20 protein-coding genes are annotated in these 17,305 nt (G+C 60.0%); 9 read left to right on the plus strand and 11 right to left on the minus strand.

Annotated features, from left to right (window positions below):
- Positions 1–180: 180 nt before the first annotated feature.
- On the minus strand, positions 181–1,083 hold the full coding sequence (locus tag RSE16_02215) for a LysR family transcriptional regulator (GenBank protein ID WRH76302.1): 903 nt from the start codon (positions 1,081–1,083) through the stop codon (positions 181–183).
- A gap of 89 nt (positions 1,084–1,172) precedes the next feature.
- Between RSE16_02215 and RSE16_02220 the strand changes: the two genes are divergently transcribed.
- From RSE16_02220 to sseA, 3 genes are read left to right on the plus strand one after another with little or no spacing between them, the layout of a single operon-like run.
- Positions 1,173–2,108: a sterol desaturase family protein gene (locus tag RSE16_02220; GenBank protein WRH76303.1), complete on the plus strand. Its 936-nt coding sequence runs from the start codon at positions 1,173–1,175 to the stop codon at positions 2,106–2,108.
- Positions 2,105–2,719: a hypothetical protein gene (locus RSE16_02225; GenBank protein WRH76304.1), complete on the plus strand. Its 615-nt coding sequence runs from the start codon at positions 2,105–2,107 to the stop codon at positions 2,717–2,719. Before RSE16_02220 ends, RSE16_02225 begins: the two co-directional genes overlap by 4 nt.
- A gap of 24 nt (positions 2,720–2,743) precedes the next feature.
- Positions 2,744–3,586: a 3-mercaptopyruvate sulfurtransferase gene (gene sseA / locus RSE16_02230; GenBank protein WRH76305.1), complete on the plus strand. Its 843-nt coding sequence runs from the start codon at positions 2,744–2,746 to the stop codon at positions 3,584–3,586.
- A 17-nt stretch (positions 3,587–3,603) separates the two neighbouring features.
- Here the strand turns inward: sseA and RSE16_02235 are convergent, their stop codons facing one another.
- Positions 3,604–3,882 carry a hypothetical protein gene (locus RSE16_02235; protein ID WRH76306.1) on the minus strand — a complete coding sequence of 93 codons (279 nt, stop codon included), beginning with the start codon at positions 3,880–3,882 and terminating at the stop codon, positions 3,604–3,606.
- Positions 3,883–4,033: 151 nt separating this feature from the next.
- On the opposite strand from RSE16_02235, the gene metC reads away from it, so the two are divergent.
- Positions 4,034–5,227: a cystathionine beta-lyase gene (gene metC, locus RSE16_02240; GenBank protein WRH76307.1), complete on the plus strand. Its 1,194-nt coding sequence runs from the start codon at positions 4,034–4,036 to the stop codon at positions 5,225–5,227.
- Here metC and RSE16_02245 read toward each other — a convergent pair.
- From RSE16_02245 to RSE16_02260, 4 genes are all read right to left on the minus strand, one after another.
- Complete coding sequence (locus RSE16_02245) at positions 5,224–6,777, minus strand: ABC transporter ATP-binding protein (protein ID WRH76308.1); 1,554 nt, start codon at positions 6,775–6,777, stop codon at positions 5,224–5,226. The genes metC and RSE16_02245 overlap by 4 nt on opposite strands.
- A complete protein-coding gene (locus RSE16_02250) occupies positions 6,774–7,565 on the minus strand; it encodes an ABC transporter permease subunit (protein WRH76309.1) in 792 nt (263 codons plus the stop codon). Before RSE16_02250 ends, RSE16_02245 begins: the two co-directional genes overlap by 4 nt.
- Before the next feature lie 75 nt (positions 7,566–7,640).
- Positions 7,641–8,030 carry a GxxExxY protein gene (locus RSE16_02255; GenBank protein WRH76310.1) on the minus strand — a complete coding sequence of 130 codons (390 nt, stop codon included), beginning with the start codon at positions 8,028–8,030 and terminating at the stop codon, positions 7,641–7,643.
- Positions 8,031–8,113: 83 nt separating this feature from the next.
- Positions 8,114–9,034, minus strand: coding sequence for an ABC transporter permease subunit (locus RSE16_02260; protein WRH76311.1), 921 nt, complete (start codon positions 9,032–9,034; stop codon positions 8,114–8,116).
- Between the two features lie 70 nt (positions 9,035–9,104).
- Between RSE16_02260 and RSE16_02265 the strand changes: the two genes are divergently transcribed.
- Complete coding sequence (locus RSE16_02265; protein WRH76312.1) at positions 9,105–9,461, plus strand: multidrug efflux SMR transporter; 357 nt, start codon at positions 9,105–9,107, stop codon at positions 9,459–9,461.
- Here the strand turns inward: RSE16_02265 and RSE16_02270 are convergent.
- Genes RSE16_02270 through RSE16_02280 form a run of 3 tightly spaced genes read right to left on the minus strand, consistent with a single transcriptional unit; the run spans position 9,430 to position 11,548 of the window.
- Entirely contained in the window at positions 9,430–10,563 is a 1,134-nt protein-coding gene (locus tag RSE16_02270) for an epoxide hydrolase (protein WRH76313.1), read from the minus strand. The two genes, RSE16_02265 and RSE16_02270, sit on opposite strands and share 32 nt — an antisense overlap.
- 60 nt (positions 10,564–10,623) lie before the next feature.
- A complete protein-coding gene (locus RSE16_02275; GenBank protein ID WRH76314.1) occupies positions 10,624–11,190 on the minus strand; it encodes a TMEM165/GDT1 family protein in 567 nt (188 codons plus the stop codon).
- Between the two features lie 31 nt (positions 11,191–11,221).
- Positions 11,222–11,548 carry a hypothetical protein gene (locus tag RSE16_02280; protein ID WRH76315.1) on the minus strand — a complete coding sequence of 109 codons (327 nt, stop codon included), beginning with the start codon at positions 11,546–11,548 and terminating at the stop codon, positions 11,222–11,224.
- A gap of 181 nt (positions 11,549–11,729) precedes the next feature.
- Between RSE16_02280 and rpmG the strand changes: the two genes are divergently transcribed.
- Positions 11,730–11,897 carry a 50S ribosomal protein L33 gene (gene rpmG, locus RSE16_02285; protein WRH76316.1) on the plus strand — a complete coding sequence of 56 codons (168 nt, stop codon included), beginning with the start codon at positions 11,730–11,732 and terminating at the stop codon, positions 11,895–11,897.
- An 89-nt stretch (positions 11,898–11,986) separates the two neighbouring features.
- On the opposite strand, the gene nhaA is transcribed toward rpmG, so the two are convergent.
- The gene (gene nhaA / locus RSE16_02290) at positions 11,987–13,198 is read right to left on the minus strand and encodes a Na+/H+ antiporter NhaA (GenBank protein WRH76317.1); all 1,212 of its coding nucleotides are present in this window, start codon (positions 13,196–13,198) and stop codon (positions 11,987–11,989) included.
- A gap of 118 nt (positions 13,199–13,316) precedes the next feature.
- On the opposite strand from nhaA, the gene RSE16_02295 reads away from it, so the two are divergent.
- From RSE16_02295 to RSE16_02305, 3 genes are all read left to right on the plus strand, one after another.
- Entirely contained in the window at positions 13,317–13,775 is a 459-nt protein-coding gene (locus RSE16_02295) for a helix-turn-helix transcriptional regulator (protein WRH76318.1), read from the plus strand.
- A 139-nt stretch (positions 13,776–13,914) separates the two neighbouring features.
- Positions 13,915–14,352, plus strand: coding sequence for a hypothetical protein (locus RSE16_02300; GenBank protein ID WRH76319.1), 438 nt, complete (start codon positions 13,915–13,917; stop codon positions 14,350–14,352).
- Between the two features lie 59 nt (positions 14,353–14,411).
- The gene (locus tag RSE16_02305) at positions 14,412–15,818 is read left to right on the plus strand and encodes a glycosyl transferase family protein (GenBank protein WRH76320.1); all 1,407 of its coding nucleotides are present in this window, start codon (positions 14,412–14,414) and stop codon (positions 15,816–15,818) included.
- Positions 15,819–15,832: 14 nt separating this feature from the next.
- Here the strand turns inward: RSE16_02305 and xseA are convergent, their stop codons facing one another.
- Positions 15,833–17,293: an exodeoxyribonuclease VII large subunit gene (xseA, locus tag RSE16_02310; protein ID WRH76321.1), complete on the minus strand. Its 1,461-nt coding sequence runs from the start codon at positions 17,291–17,293 to the stop codon at positions 15,833–15,835.
- Positions 17,294–17,305 lie beyond the last annotated feature (12 nt).

The following is a 17,305-nucleotide window of genomic DNA, read 5'->3' on the forward strand; positions in this document are numbered from 1 at the left end:
GGTCGAGGGTTCGAATCCCTTCGCCCGCTCCAGTTTTCTTCAAAATCTCCAGATTTTCGCCTTCCACCCCGAACGGTGCGATCGCGCCTATGCGTCGGGCCGTGGCTGGGGCTGTATGTGGAATATGGGCGCGGCCAGATCTGCTTCCTTCGGCCAAGCGGCGTTTTGATCGGCGCTTTGCTACCCTTGCCTGCCTTGTGTGGAGATCATGCCGATAAGGGCGTTGACGAGCGGGTCCTGCGGAACATTGGCGAGGCTGATCGCGCTGATCGAATAACGCGCACCATCTGCCAACGGCATGGGCAGGATGACTAGGTCGCGCGCGGCGGATTGCGCCCGGACATATGGTTCCGGCAGGAGCGTGATCAACGATCCTTCTGCAGCAAGCGACAGGCAGGTGCTGAGGCTAAGAATCCGGTAATGGGGAAAACTGGCGCGGCGGTATCGTTCCTCCATCTCGACGGGAATCGCCGATCGATAGAGCGGATCATAGCCGGGTATAGCCCATTGCTGCTTGAGCAGGATTTCCGGCGAACAATCGGTTTGCAGCACAGGGTGGTCGGCATGCAGCACCGCGACATATGGCTCATCGATAATCTGCGTTATGCGAAATGACTGCCGGTCCGGCAATGTGCCGATCAGATTGGAATGGTATAGCAACAGTTCTACCTCGCGCCGCCGCAAACGGGCAAAGGCAAGATCCGGGGGCATTGTTTCTGCGGTAACCCGCACGTCGGGATGGGCCTTGTGGAACATGGCCAACGCAGATGCCAAGGATGCCTCGATCACTGCGGGCCCTGCGATCAACCGGATATGCCGGGCACCTGAGGAAATATCCTCGCTGACCTGCCCCGCAAAGGCGAGCAGTTCCGCCCCGCGCAACGCCAGCCGATGTCCGGCCTCGGTCGGGCTGACCACGCGCGTTGTGCGGTCGAAAACTTCGATGCCCAATTCCTGCTCCAACTGCTGCAGCGACTTGGTGAGTGCCGAATGGGTCATGCCCAATTCGTCTGCGGCGCGCGTGAAGCTTTTATTATGATAGACTGAGAGGAAGCGTCGCAGCCGTGTGAGGTTCAAATCCATGTTCTAAAAACTACATAATATTGGCATATTATTCAATTAATTTGCAAAACAAGGACGTCTATGCCCCGTTTCCACACATGGGGGGCCATATGACTGTCGATCAATTCATGGATCAGAATTGGGTGGTGATCACCCTTGCGGCCTTTGCCGCGGGCATGGCGCTTGAACTGATCGCCATCGGCCTGCTGCGCCGCAAGGGATCGGTTCCGCTCAAGGATTCAGGACTGTCCATCTTCCTTGGCCTTGCAAGCGACCCGGTGAATGCCATCTTCGCCATCATCACCAACGCAGCGCTGTTCGGTGCCGCACCCTTTGCCATCGCCAACATTCCCAACACATGGTGGGCGTTCTTACTGTGCTTCGTGATTGATGACCTGCGCTTCTACCTGCATCATCGCATCTGCCATCGCGTCCGCTGGGGCTGGGCCATGCATGTCGTTCATCACAGCTCGACCAATTTCAATATGCCGATTGCGCTGCGCCAAAGCTGGATGAAGCATTTCACCGGCACGATGATGCTGAAAATCCCCCTCATCTTGATCGGTTTTGATCCGGTGCTGGTGATTTTCTGTGGGGTGCTCAACGCGACCTATCAATTCTTCCTGCACACTCAGGCGATCGACCGCATGCCGCGCTGGTTCGAATTTATCTTCAACACGCCCAGCCACCACCGGGTGCACCATGGCCGCAACGCGAAATATCTTGATGCCAATTATGCCGGCACGCTGATCATCTGGGATCGGATGCTGGGAACCTTTGTCGAGGAGGATCGCGCCGAACCGGTTGATTTCGGATTGGTCAAAAATCTCGACACCTATAATCCATTGACGATCCTGACGCATGAATATGTCGGAATCGCCAAGGATGCGAGCCAGCGCGGGCTGAGCCTGTGGCAGCGGCTTTGCTATATCTTCGCTCCGCCGGGCTGGAGCCATGACGGATCGCGCCAGAGCTCGGAAGACATCAAGCGCGCTGCGGGGCTTTTGCCGGCTGAAACGCCGGGCGCGAGCATGAAGCAAGCATGATGCCCGCCCATTATGCCCTGTCTGATGCGGCCATCGTAATGGTCGCGGCCTGGGCGGCGCTGCCCCTTTGGCGTCAGGGAAAAATCCTGCCGGCCTTTGCGATGGCGTGTCTCGGCATCGCGGCCGCTATCGGCGTGGTGCGTTTTGGTGCTGGCTTGCAAGCCGAGCTGGCAGCGCTGCATGCAGGCGGCTCGCAAATGCTGGGTCTGGCCGCCCTATTGGCGCTGGCGGCGCACATCCTGCGGCGCAAAAGCGATCGAAACGATGGCGCGTTTGCCTTTGCGATTCTGGCTATTTCAGCGGGTATATTTTTCCTCGCAAAGTCGCTTCTTGCGCCGCTTTTCCTTCTGACCCTGACAGTCGGGCTATGTGCCGCCATCTGGCATGCATACCGCTTCGGTCTATCATGGCTCGTTCCGTCTGGTTTGATGATCTTGCTGGCGAACACCCTCCTCATTCGGCGGTCGCCTTGGCTTGCAGAAGCGGCCGCTTGGCACATTTACCACCTGCTGATCGCGCTTGCCCTCATCCTGTTAGCAAGCGCTATGCATGCCACCCCCCTCGACGTGCGCGAAAAAGGCGCATATCGTGCTCCGCATAAGAATCGTTAAAATGCGGGCAAAGGGACAAACGATATGGACTTGCTGGTAAGCACCGAGTGGCTGGCCAAGGAATTGGGCGCATCGGATTTGCGCGTTGTTGATGCGACATGGCACATGCCCGATGCCGGTCGTAACGCAGCCGCAGAATATGAAGGCGGGCATATCCCCGGCGCAGTGTTCATGGATCTGGCCGAAATCGCCGATGCCTCGAGTGGCCTTCCCAACATGCTTCCCCCGCCAGAGAAGTTCGCCAGTCGCATGCAGTCACTGGGTCTAGGCGATGGCAGCCGGATCGTCGTTTATGATGACAGCCCGTTCAAATCGGCAACCCGCGCCTGGTGGATGCTGACGCTGTTTGGCGCGCATGATGTTGCGATCCTTGATGGCGGGCTGGCCAAATGGAAGGCCGAGGGCCGCCCGCTTGAAAATGGCAAGCCCGCTTTGCGTCACCGCCACTTCACCGTTTGGAAAGACGATAGCGCCGTGCGCAGCAAGGCCGATATGCTCGCCAATCTGCACAGCAAGGAAGCGGTTGTCGTCGATGCCCGTGGGGCGGGGCGCTTTACCGGTGAAGAACAGGAACCACGCCCGGACATGGCATCGGGCCACATTCCCGGCAGCCGCAATCTTCCTTATTCAACGCTGTTCAACGCCGATGGAAGCTGGAAACAGGGTGATGCGCTTTTGGCCGAGTTCAAGGCGGCAGGCGTCGATCTTGACCAGCCGATGATCACCACCTGCGGATCGGGCATGACGGCGGCCGTGGTGCTGTTCGGTGCGCGCCTGACCGGCAAGAAGGACATTGCGCTATATGACGGCAGCTGGAGCGAATGGGGCCTCGATCCCGATACGCCCAAGGCACAAGGCCCCGCCTGAAGCGTAACGCTGACCGCTTAATAGGCGGACGGATCGCTGGCGGGGAAGGATTGGTCGAGGGCCTCGTCAACCTTGTCCCAATCATCGGCGACATCATCGCGCATCGCTTCCGGCCCTGCAGATCGAGTCTGATCGAAATTTTCGCGGTCGGTTTCGCCATCGGCAAATGCGGCGGAATGGCCGCAATCATCCTCGCCTGCCCAAAAATGCCGGAGCAACAGCGCACCTGCTACGGCCACGCTGGCGCCAAGCGCCCATACACCGATCCGGCTATAGGATCGTGCCGTTCGCGCCATGATCTGCCTCCATCCATGCTGCATTATCCATTGCTGCAAGCGATCGGATAACGGGCGCGGCGCTTGCCTGTTCCCTGCATTCAAAGCAGCGCCATCGGGGGAACATATGGATAGCCTTGCGGTGCAGCGCCTTTAGCGGCTAACGGACAGCATGGCCGACCTCAAACGCCCCTCTAAAGCCGACACGAAAATTGTCACTGGCGGCCGGCGGCCCGAATGGACCGGCGCCGTCGTCAACCCGCCCGTCTGGCGCGCAAGCACGCATCTTTACGAAAATGTCGCAGCGCTTGAGGCAGGCGACAAAACCAACGAAGACGGCCGTTTCTTCTACGGCAGGCGCGGGGCGCCCACCCAATGGTCGCTTGCCGAGGCGCTGACCGAGTTGGAACCCGGCGCGCATGGGACGATGCTTTATCCATCGGGTGTGGCCGCGATTTCGGCTGCACTGCTGTCGGTGCTCCAGCCGGGCGATGTTCTGCTGATGAGCGACAATGCCTATGATCCAAGCCGCAGCTTTGCGCAGGGTTTTCTGAAGCGCTGGGGCGTCGAGACGCGCTTCTTCGATCCATTGATGGGCGCAGACATAGCGACGCTATTTTGTGAACGCACCCGCGCGATCTTGCTCGAAAGCCCGGGCAGCCTCACCTTTGAGGTATCCGACGTTCCCGCCATCTGCGCCGCGGCCAAGGCGCATAAGGGCAAGCGCGAGATCGTGACACTGCTCGATAACACTTGGGCGACGCCCTATTTCTTCACGGCGCTCGACAAGGGCGTGGACATGAGCATCCTTGCCGCGACCAAGTATGTCGTCGGCCATAGTGATGTGATGGCAGGCAGCGTCACCACGACAAAGCGACATTGGCAGGCGTTGCGATCCACCGCACATGCGCTGGGGCAGGTGCTTTCCCCTGATGACGCCTATCTCGCCGCACGCGGGCTTCGCACGATGGCCGTGCGATTGAAGGCCCATGAGGCATCTGCGCTGGACATCGCGACATGGCTATCGACGCGGCCGGAAGTCGCAACCGTTCTGCACCCCGCGCTGCCAACATGCCCGGGCCATGATATCTGGAAGCGGGATTTCACCGGTTCGTCGGGGTTGTTTTCGATCATCCTGAGAGGCGATTGGGAAAAGGCGGCGCGCTTCGTTGATGCGCTTCAGCTGTTCGGCATCGGCTATAGCTGGGGCGGCTTTGAAAGCCTTGTCTGCCCCAAGCGGCCGGAACATTATCGCAGCGCGACGCAATGGGCCTGTGATGGCACCGTCATCCGCCTGCAAATCGGGCTGGAAGATGTCGAGGATTTAAAGGCCGATCTTGAACGCGGCTTTGCGGCGATGGCCTAACCGCTCGCTGCAATCAGCCTTTGTGTCGCCGCCGCCTGCGGATGGGCAAACAATGCCTCTCGCGTCGCACATTCGACGATCCGGCCGGCATCCATCACCGCAATCCGGTGCGCCACACGGCGGGCCAAGGCCAGATCATGGGTGATGAACAGCATCGAAAGCCCACGCTCGCGCTGTAGCCGCGTGAACAAGGCCGTCACGCCGTCCGCAACAAGCGGGTCGAGCGCCGAGGTGGCCTCATCGAGCAGCAGCATGTCCGGATTGGCCGCGAGCGCCCGGGCAATCGCCACACGCTGCGCCTGCCCGCCAGACAGCGACGCAGGCTTTCGGCTGGCAAAATCGCGCGGCAGGCCGACTTCTTCAAGCAATTGTTCCACATATGCGTTGCCATCGGATGCTGCAGAATGTGGCGTCAGAAAACGGACAGGCTCCAATAGGATGTCAGCCACCGTCCAGCGCGGATCAAGGCTGGCGAGCGGATCCTGGAACACCGGCTGGATCAGACGGCGATGCTCGGCGGTGCGGCTGCGGCGCGGTGGCAGCGTCTTGCCCTGCCAGTTGATCGTTCCCGATGCCATCGGCCCCAGCCCTGCAACCGCACGGCCGAGTGTGGATTTGCCCGAACCAGACCCGCCAACCAGCGCCAGCGTTTCACCCTTGGCAAGTGTCAGGCTGGCATCGACCACAGCGCCGATCCGTCCCCTGCGCCAACCCGGCCTAGGGAAATGGACATGGACATTTTCGACCTGAAGCAAGGGTTCGGTTGCCGGGGGAAGCGGTGCCCAAGGTTCTGACAGGCGCGGTGTTGCCGCCATCAGGCGCCGCCCATAGTCGGTTGCCGGCGCCGTCGCGATCTGCCCGGCATTGCCGGCCTCGGCGACCTTGCCCTGATCTAGCAGCAACAATCGGTCGGCATGATGTTCGATCCCTGCCAGATCGTGGCTGACCAGCAGCATTGCCATCCCCCGCTCGCGACAGAGCCGGATGAGGAGCGCCATAATCTCTCCACGCAGCGCAGCATCAAGCGCGCTGACCGGTTCATCGGCGACAAGATAGCGCGGGCCATGGGCGAGCGCGGCGGCGATCAGCACGCGCTGCCTTTCTCCACCCGAAAGCCTGTGCGGATATTGCGCCAGCCTTTCTTCAGGGCGCGACAGGCCGACCGCCTCCAGCATCGCGACCATCGCCGCCTTGTCGGGTTTTGCGCCACCTGCCTGCATCGCAGCCTCGACCAGATGCGCGCGCACGGTGCGGTGCGGCGTCAATGCGGTCAGCGGCTGTTGAAAGACAAAACCCAGTTTTTCGGCACGCACGCGGCTGAGTTCGCGTTCCGAAAGCCCGACCAGTTCTACGCCGTCGAGTGCCGCCGAACCGCTGGCGATACCGGCGCTTAGCCCGAATGGCGTCATTGCGCTCATGCTTTTGCCGGCCCCGGACGCGCCGGCTAACGCAACAATTTCGCCGGGCGCAATGGCAAAGCTGACATCTTCAACAATGGTCTTGCCGCCGACATGGACGGCAAGGTTATGAACGATATATCCCGCACTCATTTCGCTGCATCCGCCAGCCGGTCACGAAATCGTTCACCGGCAATGGTCAGGCAGGCGATGATCGTCACCAGCACGGCACCGGGTAGAAGCAGGGCCACAGGGTGCATATCCATTTCCTCGGCCCCTTCGTTGACGAGTATGCCGAGCGAGGTCAGCGGTTCCTGCACGCCCAGCCCGAGGAAGGAGAGAAAACTTTCGATCATCACCACATGCGGAATGGTGAGCATCAGATAAGCGACCGCAACGCCTGCTACATTGGGCAAGATATGCCGCCAAAGCGTGACGCGCGCGGGCGATCCCGCAGCCTCTGCTGCAAGAATGAAGGGCCGTTGCTTGAGCGCGATGACCTGACCGCGCACGACCCGTGCCATGGTCAGCCATTCGACAAAACCGATGCCCAGAAAGACGAGGAAGATCGATCGACCGAACACCACCATCAGCAGGATAACGACAAACATAAAGGGCAGCGCATATAAGCCGTCGACAATGCGCATCATCCATTCGTCGGTGCGCCCCCCCACCCAGCCGGCAATCGCGCCCCAGGCAACGCCAACCGCAAGGGCGACCAGCGCGGCGGCCAACGCCACCGAGAGCGTCACCCGCGTGCCAACCAGCAGGCGCGCCAGCCGGTCTCTGCCAAGATCATCGGTACCGAGAATATGGCCATCGGTGAAAAGGCCGACGCGCACGCTATCCCAATCAATCGACACATGGTCATAAGGCAGCAGCGGCGGCACCAGTAACGCAACCAGCGCTATCAGCGCAAAAAGGATCAGGGCGGGCCTCATGACATCCTCACGCCGCCGGAGACGTTGGTGCCAGATGTTTCACGCAAAGGCAAAAAGGCAAAAAAGAGGGAAAGTTCAGCGCGCATGATTATTCATGATTCGTTTGATGCCATGTTTGAACAGTTCGGTGTTGAAGTTCAGCAACAAGCCCAGCGGCAAATTGGTTAAACGCAGATATGTCAGTGTTTGCATGGCATGAAGATTTGTCAGCTTTTCGACGGATTTGAGTTCCAGCAATAATCGCCCGTCAACAAGCAAGTCAGCCTTGAATGCGTCGGGTAAGGTCAAGCCGTCGACGGACACGGCTATGGGCTTCTGGCGCTCGACGCCCAAATTGTTTCGCCGAAGGCGATGCTCCAGGACAGATTCATATGCAGATTCCATCAAACCCGGGCCAAGGTCGATATGCGTCTTAAACGCGCAATCGATTACCTGCGTCGCCAACAGTTCGATTTCATCATTCAAGATCAAATCTTCTTTCCTTTTTTCTCTTTTTCACTTCGCGTGAAACAAGCGCACTAAGCGAGCCGTAAATCCGAATGCTCAACTCACCCGTCCCGCATCCTTGGATCGAGCCAGCCATAGAGAAGGTCGGCGAACAGATTGAAGAGGATGATCAGCCCGGCGTAGAGCGTCACCACGCCCAGAACGAGCGGATAGTCGCGGTTCAATGCGCCTTGCACGAAATAGCGGCCAAGGCCCGGCAGGCCGAAAACGGTTTCGATCACCACAGCGCCTGTCAATAGCGCGGCGGCGGCGGGACCGAGATAGCTGGCAACCGGCACCAGTGCGGGGCGGAGCGCGTGGCGGCGCAAGATCGTCAGCGGCGCTATTCCCCGCGCCCGGGCGGCGCGGATATGATCTGCCCCCATCTCGCCCGCCAGACCCGCACGTGCCAGTTTGGCAACCGCCCCGGTCACCGGCAAGGCAAGCGCGACGACGGGCAGCACCAGCCAGTTCCAGCCGTCATTCTGCCCCGACACTGGCAGCCAGCCAAGCCAGAGCCCGAAGACCAGCGCCAGCAACGGCCCAGTGACGAATGTCGGCAAGGCTGTGAGCAGGGTTGCGCCCAGCATCAGCCCCTCATCCTGCCATTTGCCAGCGCGCAGTGCAGCCAGAAGCCCGGCTGAAATACCCAGCAGGCTTGCAAGGAGCAAAGCCAGACCGCCGATCATCAGCGAGACCGGCAGCGCCTCTGCAATCAGCCCCGAAACGGTAAAGTCACGATAGACCATGCTCGGTCCGAAATCGCCCTGCACCAGTCGTGTCAGATAGAGCCACACCTGTTCGGGCAGGCTTTTGTCGAGGCCATAGGCCGCCTCCAGCGCGGCGCGCACTTCGGGTGCCAGCGGGCGCTCCCCATCAAAAGGGCCGCCCGGGGCGAGACGCATCAGGATGAAGGACAGGATGATGATCGCAAGCAGCGTCGGAATCGCCGTCAACAACCGCCGTGCAATCAATCTTCCCATGCCCGCTGATTGGAACAAATTTGGAGCGGCGTCCAGCCATGCTAAGCCGCGACACCGGAAGGAGAATGTCATGAACGCCTGGGTATTTCTTGCTTTTGCAATTGTGCTGGAAATTGTGGGGACCAGCTTGCTCAAAATGTCGCAGGGTTTTGCGCGCCCATGGATCGGCGCAGCATCGATTGTGGCCTATTCGATCTGTTTCTGGCTGATGGCCTTTGCCATCACCCGCATCCCGGTGGGCGTAGCTTATGCCATCTGGTCAGGCGTCGGCATTTTGGCAATCGCGCTGATCGGCTGGCTGGCGTTCCGGCAAAGCCTGTCGCTTGCGCAGATCGGTTTCATTGCGCTGATCCTTGTCGGCGTGGTCGGGCTGAACCTGTCGACGCCGGCGGAACCTAAAGCGTCATCCCCGCAAAGCAGCGCCTGATCTCTTCCACAAACAGCGCAGGGCGTTCCATGGCCGCGAAATGGCCGCCATTGTCCAGTTCGTTCCAGTACAGGATATTCTTGTAGCGGCTTTCGGCCCAGCGACGGGACGGACGGAACAGTTCCTTGGGAAAGCTGCTAATTCCTGTCGGCACATGGATTTCGGGCAGATTTTCGGCGCTGAGGCTGTGCCAGTACAGCCGCGCCGATGATGCCGCGGTCGCGGTCAACCAATAAAGCATCACATTATCGAGCAGATGGTCACGCGAAAAGACATTTTCGGGATGGCCATCACAATCGGACCAGCCATGGAATTTTTCGACAATCCAGCACATCTGCCCGACAGGGGAATCGGTGAGTGCATAGCCAATGGTCTGCGGCCTTGTGCTCTGTATCTTGGCATAGCCATTGTCCTTATCCCGGTACCAGCCGAGCCGCATCAGCGACGCAACCTCAAACGGGGTCGGCGCCGACAGCACCTCGGGCGGCGGGATGACCACGGGCATGTTGATATGCACGCCCGCGCATGCCCCTTTATTCTGGGCGCCAATCGCAGACGTAACCATCGCGCCCCAATCGCCCCCTTGCGCGAAATAGCGATCATAGCCGAGGCCGCGCATCAGCCTGTCCCATGCTTCCGCCGTCTTTTCGACGGACCATCCGCTTTTATCGGGTCGACCTGAAAAACCATAGCCGGGCAGCGATGGCAGGACGAGATGGAAGGCGGGCTGCGCTGCGTCTGCCGGCTGGGTCAGATCTTCGATGACGGCGATGAATTCAAGCACCGAGCCGGGCCAGCCATGCGTCATGATCAGCGGCAGGGCATCGGCGCGGCTGCTGCGTATATGGATGAAATGGATGTCGAGGCCGTCAATTTCGGCAAGATAATGCGGCCAACGGTTGAGTTCAGCCTCACAGCGGCGCCAGTCATAAAGGTTCTGCCAATAGTCGAGCAGTTCCTTCGCATAGCCAAGCGGCAGCCCCTGCTCCCAATCATCGACCGTTTCCCTTTCGGGCAAGCGGGTGCGTGCCAGCCGCGCCTTCAGATCATCAAGATCGGACTGGTCAACGGCAATGGTAAAGGGACGCGGGTTGATCGACATGGGGTTGGATACTCCTCTAGGCGACCCAAATTGTCGCCTATCGGCCTAGGACGCAAGCGATCAGATCAGTCGCCACGCCTTCAATGCATGGATCAGCCCCAAAATACAGAGCGCAACGCCGCCAGCGATGCGGATTTTTGCAATCGGCAACAATTTCGCGAGCCTGTCCTTGAGCAGGATGGCAGGAATCACCGCCGCCATTGAGCCGAGCCAACCGCCAATTGCCGGAAACAACCAATGATCGGCGCGCGCCGCGCTGGCGCTGATAATGAACTGCCCCTTATCGCCGAATTGCAGGATGAAGATTCCCAGAAATGCCGTCAGGAACGGCCCTGTTTTCCATCCAGCCAGCGTATCGACCGGGCGACGCCAGGCCAGCATGGCAATTCCGGCAAGCAGATAGGCAAGGCCGTTGAACAGGCGGACCGGGTCTTCGCTGATCCAGCCGGAAATGAAGGAGCCGGCATAGGCCGACAACAGGCAATTGGCGAGGCTGGCAAGGGCAAAGCCCAGCATCACCGGCCGATCGCGCCCGTAACGGAGCGCGAGCGCGGCGGCGAGCAATTGCGGGCGATCACCGGTTTCGGTGAGCAGCAAGGTCAAAAATGCCGCGATCAGGCCATCCATGGGATGTGCTTACTCCATGAGAGCGGCGGCGTCAGCCTCCGAGCCGGATTGCCACCGAGGCGAGCAAAGCTTCGGATGCTGCCGGGTGCAGATGCGCGACGCCGATCGCGTCGGACAGGATGCCAATGAAGCTGTCGACCACGGCATTGCCATTGCCAAAGCGTTGCAGCGCGGCTTCAAAGGTAGCCGCAATTTCAGCGATCGCGGTCAGCCCATGCCGTGCCGAGGTTTCCCGCACATGTTCCAGACGCATCAGGAATTGCAGCGGATTGGCATCATAAGCGGTAAGGCGCAGCGCCTCTACCAGTTCGCCAAGTTCTGCGCGAATGAGCAGCATTTGATCATTGTTATATTGCATGCCGGTTGCCCCCGATTGCTTCACGGCAGTGATGCGCCCTTATGGTTACCGATTGGTTAAGCAGGGCAGAAACCAATGCAGGGTTGACTTTTAAGCCGTGTGGCATCAATAGCGCGCCAGTTTCGGGCGGCTTCCACGCCGTCCGTTTTCTTTTTAGCGATTCGAACCGAAGGAACAGGCCATGGCGAAGCCAGCCACTGTCAAAATCCGTCTCGTCAGCACAGCTGACACCGGCTTTTTCTATGTAACCAAGAAAAACCCCCGGAATCAGACGGAAAAGCTGACTTTCCGCAAATATGACCCCGTCGTGCGCAAGCATGTCGAGTTCAAGGAAGCCAAGATCAAGTAAGGTGGTTCGCGGTTTCGGCCGCGTGACAACCTGCCATTGGCACTTCGATCAAGGGACGCAGTCTGCGTCCCTTTTTTGATTCGTTTACGTCAATCCTGTCGCCGCGCCGCTCCGAATCGAAGCAGCGTATAGCCGCACAGCGCGGACGCGATAGAACCCATCAAGACACCAATCTTGACCGCATCACCCTGCGCCGGATCGACAAAGGCCAGCCCGCCGATAAACAGGCTCATCGTAAAGCCAATCCCGCAGAGCAGTGCGACGCCATAAACCTGCAGCCAGCTGGCATCGCGCGGGCGTGCGGCAAGGCCGAGTTTCACGACGGCCCACACGCTTCCAAAAATGCCGATCTGCTTGCCCAGGAACAGGCCCATAGCGATGCCAAGCGGCAGTGGGGCCAGCAATGTGTCGAGGCCTACGCCCTGCAGCGACACCCCTGCATTGGCAAAACCGAACAGGGGCACGATCAGAAACGCCACCGGCCTTGCCAGCGCATGTTCCAGCCGGTGCAGCGGCGAATCTTCGGCATCAGGTGCCGCCAGCGTCCGCCGCAACGGAATTGCAAAGGCGGCAAGCACGCCTGCAATGGTCGCATGAACGCCGGACAATAGCGTCGCATACCAAAGTAGCGCGGCCAAAATCAGATAGGGCGTCAACCGCGAAACCCCGGCGCGGCCCATGACGAGCATGATGATCCAAATTGCAGCTGCGGCGGCCAGCGCGGTGAAATTCAAGCTGGCCGTATAGAATAACGCAATAATCGCGACCGCGCCCATATCATCAACAATCGCAACGGTCGTCAGGAACAATTTCAGCGATGCCGGCGCGCGGCTTCCGAGCAGCGCGAGAACGCCGATGGCGAAGGCGATGTCGGTCGCCGCCGGTATGGCCCAGCCCCGGACCAGCGCAGGCTCTCCGCCTGCAATCAGCAAATAGATGCCCGCCGGCACCGCCATACCCGCAGCTGCGGCAACCATTGGGAGCAACCGGTCATTCCAACTGGAAAGATGGCCGTCGACAAATTCGCGTTTGATTTCCAGCCCGACGAGCATGAAGAAAATGGCCATCAGCCCGTCATTGATCCACAAATGCACCGTCATCGGCCCCAGTTTGGGCGTGAGTTCCGGGCCGGCGGTGGCGTGGATCAGATGAAAATAATCATAGGCCAGTGGCGAGTTGGCGATCAACATGGCCAGCGCTGCGACCAGCATCAGGATGATGCCGCCGGCTGCCTCGCTGTTGATGAAGTTGCGCAGTGCCGAGGCGGGCTTGCGCTTTAAGGCCTGGATCGGATTTTCCATGGCTTCTGCCTAGCCTTTCCCTTGGCCGCGCTGCAACGATTTCCGGTTGCCGCCTTGCATCGGGGGGCCAAATGCCGCTAATCATGCCATATTGGTTTTAATTAGAGGCATTTTTGGCGTGAATGAACGGGGCATCGCACAACTGACCGAACGCCAGAAGGATTGCCTGCGGCTGGTGGGCCAGGGTTTTACATCAAAAGAAATCGGCCGTGAGCTCGACCTTTCACCCTCCACCGTCGACAATCATGTCGCCAGCGCCGTGCAGGTCTTGAACGCCATCAATCGGGGCAGCGCGGCACGCGCGCTGGCGGCCTTCGAGGCTGGGCAAAAATTGCCTAGGCAGCCGCATGAGCTTGTCGCAGCGCATTCTCTATCGGATCACAGCCTCCATCGGGAAGCAGCGGATAGTCCTTCAAAAAGCGGCTCTATCCTCTCGCTTCCGCCGGTTGGAGGACAGCGGAATGACTTAGACGGAACCACACGCAGCTTGCGCATCCTGCAGGTTGCAGTCGTTGCCGCGGCGGTGGCGATAGCGCTGACGATCATGGTCGCAGGGCTGTTTCGCACTTTCGGATAGACGCTGCCATCGGTGCCTGCCTTCCTTTCCGGCCGCGACCTGCCGGATGCGCCAATCGTTCCGGCCGACAAAGGCGGTATATAAGCCGAAGCCACCACCCCGGCTTATATATCGTCCCGGTCGATGGTCATGACAGGACATGTCTGCCTTGCCCCTACCCGACGCTTTGATCATTGGCCTGTACTGGTTGCTCGCCCTTCTCTGCTGCGCCTTTGCGGCAGTGGCGGGGGGCAAGTCAGGTCGCACAGGCGCGGCGATGATCTTCACAGCAAGCGTGGCATCCGTGTTGGGCGCACAGTTCGGGAATTGGGGGCAGCCTCATATCCCGGTCATGACCATCGACCTCATATTGCTTGCAGGCTTTTACTGGCTTGCCCTGCGCAGCGAGAGCTATTGGCCGATCTGGGCGATAGGGTTTCACCTGATTTCCGTCATCTCGCATGTCGCCATGTTTTTCAGCGAAGAGGTGCGGCAAGCACTGTATTTCGCTTTCGGCGCCTTCTGGTCGCTTCCGGTGATGATGATAATGGTCATCGGCATCGTCCGTGATCGAACAATGCAATGGCGCGAAAGCTGACATTGGCGCTGGCCTGATCAGGCGGTGAATACCGCCCTCAATTTGGACCATCTGGTACCATGATCGATTTCTGGAATATCATCCAATCGATACAGCATGAACTTTTGCTGTTCAGTGCGATCTGGTTCTTAATCGGTGCAGCAGACGAATTGCTCGTCGATATCATCTGGGCGATGCACAAGGCCCGCCGCTGGTTTTCCCATTACCGCCATAAACCCCCGCTCCGTTCGGGCGAATTGGGTGCGCCTGCCCGCAGCGGCATGATCGCCATATTCATTCCAGCCTGGAACGAGGCACAAGTGATCGGCGCGATGCTGCGTCGCTGTACCGCGGCATGGCAAGGATCAAACACCGCCTATCGCATCTATGTCGGCTGCTATCCCAATGACGCGGCAAGCATCGCCGCCATCCGCAGCGGTGCGGCGGGCAATCCGAACTGCAGGCTGGTGCTATGTACCTCCGACGGGCCGACCACAAAGGCCGATTGCCTGAACCGGCTTTGGCGCGCGCTCGTCGCCGATGAACTGGGGGCGGGGTTCAAGGCAAAGGCGATCGTACTGCACGATGCAGAGGATTATGTGCATACAGACGAGCTGCGCGTTTTCGATCTTCTGGTGGAAAAGGCCAATGCGGTGCAACTGCCCGTTATCCCGATACAGGTTCCCGGGTCGGCATGGATCAGTGGGCATTATTGCGACGAATTTGCCGAGGCGCACGGCAAGACGCTTGTCGTCCGCGAGGCGATTGGCGCGGCGCTGCCCCTTGCCGGCGTCGGCTGCGCCATCGAGCGCAACCATCTTGGCCGGATCGCGATCGCAAATGGCGGCGCACCATTTGACCAGCGATCACTGACCGAAGATTATGAATTGGGGCTGGGTGTTGCGGGCAACGGGCAGCGCACAATCTTTGCGCGTATCCTTGACGCGGACGGCCAGTTGGTGGGCACCCGCGCCTGCTTTCCGAGTACATTATCGGCATCCGTGCGCCAGAAAACACGCTGGATGATCGGGATCGCCCTTGCCGGCTGGGATCGGCTCGGCTGGCGCGGCGGCATAGCCGAATTCTGGATGCGGCTTCGTGACCGCAAGGCGGTGTTCGCCTCGATCGTGCTGACCTGCGCCTATATTTGCATTGTCCTCACCGGACTTGTGACACTGGCAGACCTATCTGGTTTGGTTGATGCGCGCATGCCTTCGCCGCTTGTCATTCAGCTTCTTGCCCTGAACGCGTTCATGCTGGTCTGGCGGTTGCTGGTGCGCGCCGCTTTCGTTGGGCAGGCACAAGGGATGCAAGCCGCGCTGCTATCGATACCACGCACATTGATCGCGAACATCATTTCGATACTGGCCGCCCGGCGCGCGGTCAGCGGCTATGCCGGTCATCTGCTGGGCCGCGCTTTGCAATGGGACAAGACGACGCACAGCCATTTTCCATCGCTTGGCCCTACAACAAGCAATGCCCCTTGAACCGGATCGCCGGATTAATCGCTGCCGAACAGGTCCTGCTGCTTGGAACTTGCAGGCTTTGCTGCCGCCGGCGCTTTTCCAGCCGACGGCAATGACCCACCAACCAAGACATCAACCGTGCCATCGGCAAAGCGTATCTGCAAATCGCGCGCGGCCTTTGCGGCGCCGCTGCTGCTGATGGTCTTCCCGTCGGGGCCGGTTACCCTTGCAAAGCCGCGCGCCAATGGGGCTTCGGGATGCAGCGATAGCAGAAGCCGTTCAAGCCCCGCCAGTCGCGCCCTGCCATCGGCCAGTTGGCGTTGGAGCGGTGCGGGCGACAGCCTTACAGCCTTAAGCCGATCCCCCTGCCGTTCCAGCGGGCGCTTTAGCAGTGCGGACGTCAATCGGGCGGTGGTTCCGACAAATGCGATCCGCGCCAGATCGGCACGCCTTTCCAGGCCACGCCGCAATTTTTCACCAAGCTCGTCGGCGCGCTGCTGCCGGTTTGCGACAATGTCCGTCGCCGCCGGCATCAGGCGCGTCAAATGTGTCAGCCGTTCGCCGGACCGCTGCACCAACCGGCGCAAGCCCGATGTCAGTCGCATATCGCAACCGGTCAGCCGCTCCGCGAGATCCAGCCGCACCGGCACCGCCATTTCCGCCGCAGCGCTCGGCGTTGGCGCACGCAGGTCAGCGGCATAGTCGCACAGGGTGGTATCGGTTTCATGGCCGACGGCAGAGATCAGCGGGATAGGACATTCGGCAACCGCGCGGACAACCTCTTCCTCGTTGAACGCCCATAAATCCTCAATCGATCCGCCGCCGCGTGCGACGATCAACAGATCGGGTCGCGCAACTGGTCCATTTTCGGGCAACGCCGAAAAACCGCGCACGGCAGCGGCAATCTGCGCCGCCGCGCCTTGGCCCTGCACCAGTACCGGCCAAAGCACGACATGACTGGGAAAGCGGTCTTCCAGCCTGTGCATCATATCGCGGATCACCGCGCCTGTTGGCGAAGTGACGATCCCGATGGTGCGCGGCAGATAGGGTATGGGCTGCTTGCGTTTTCCATCGAACAAGCCTTCGGCGGCCAGCCGCGCCTTCAGCTTTTCAAAAAGCAGCATCAGCGCGCCTTCGCCCGCCAATTCAAGCCGGTCGGCGACAATCTGGTAACTCGACCGGCCCGGATAGGTGGTGAGCTTGCCGGTTGCGATCACCTCCAGCCCGTCTTCAGGTGCAAAGGGCAGGCGTGCAGCATTGCCTTTCCACATTACGGCATCAAGCCGGGCATCGGCATCTTTCAGCCCAAAATAGAGATGCCCCGATGCCGCGCGTTTGAACCCCGAAAGTTCGCCGCGCACGCGCACATGGCCAAAGCGATCCTCAACCGTACGCTTAAGCGCGCCGGAAATTTCCGACACGGACAGGGCGGGGGCATTGCTGCCTGCCTCGGCCTCGGCTAACAGCCGGGCATTGCCTTCAAATTCTTGCGTCACGGAGCTTTTTTC

This window comes from Sphingobium sp., assembly GCA_035196065.1.
Taxonomy (GTDB): Bacteria; Pseudomonadota; Alphaproteobacteria; order Sphingomonadales; family Sphingomonadaceae; genus Sphingorhabdus_B; species Sphingorhabdus_B rara.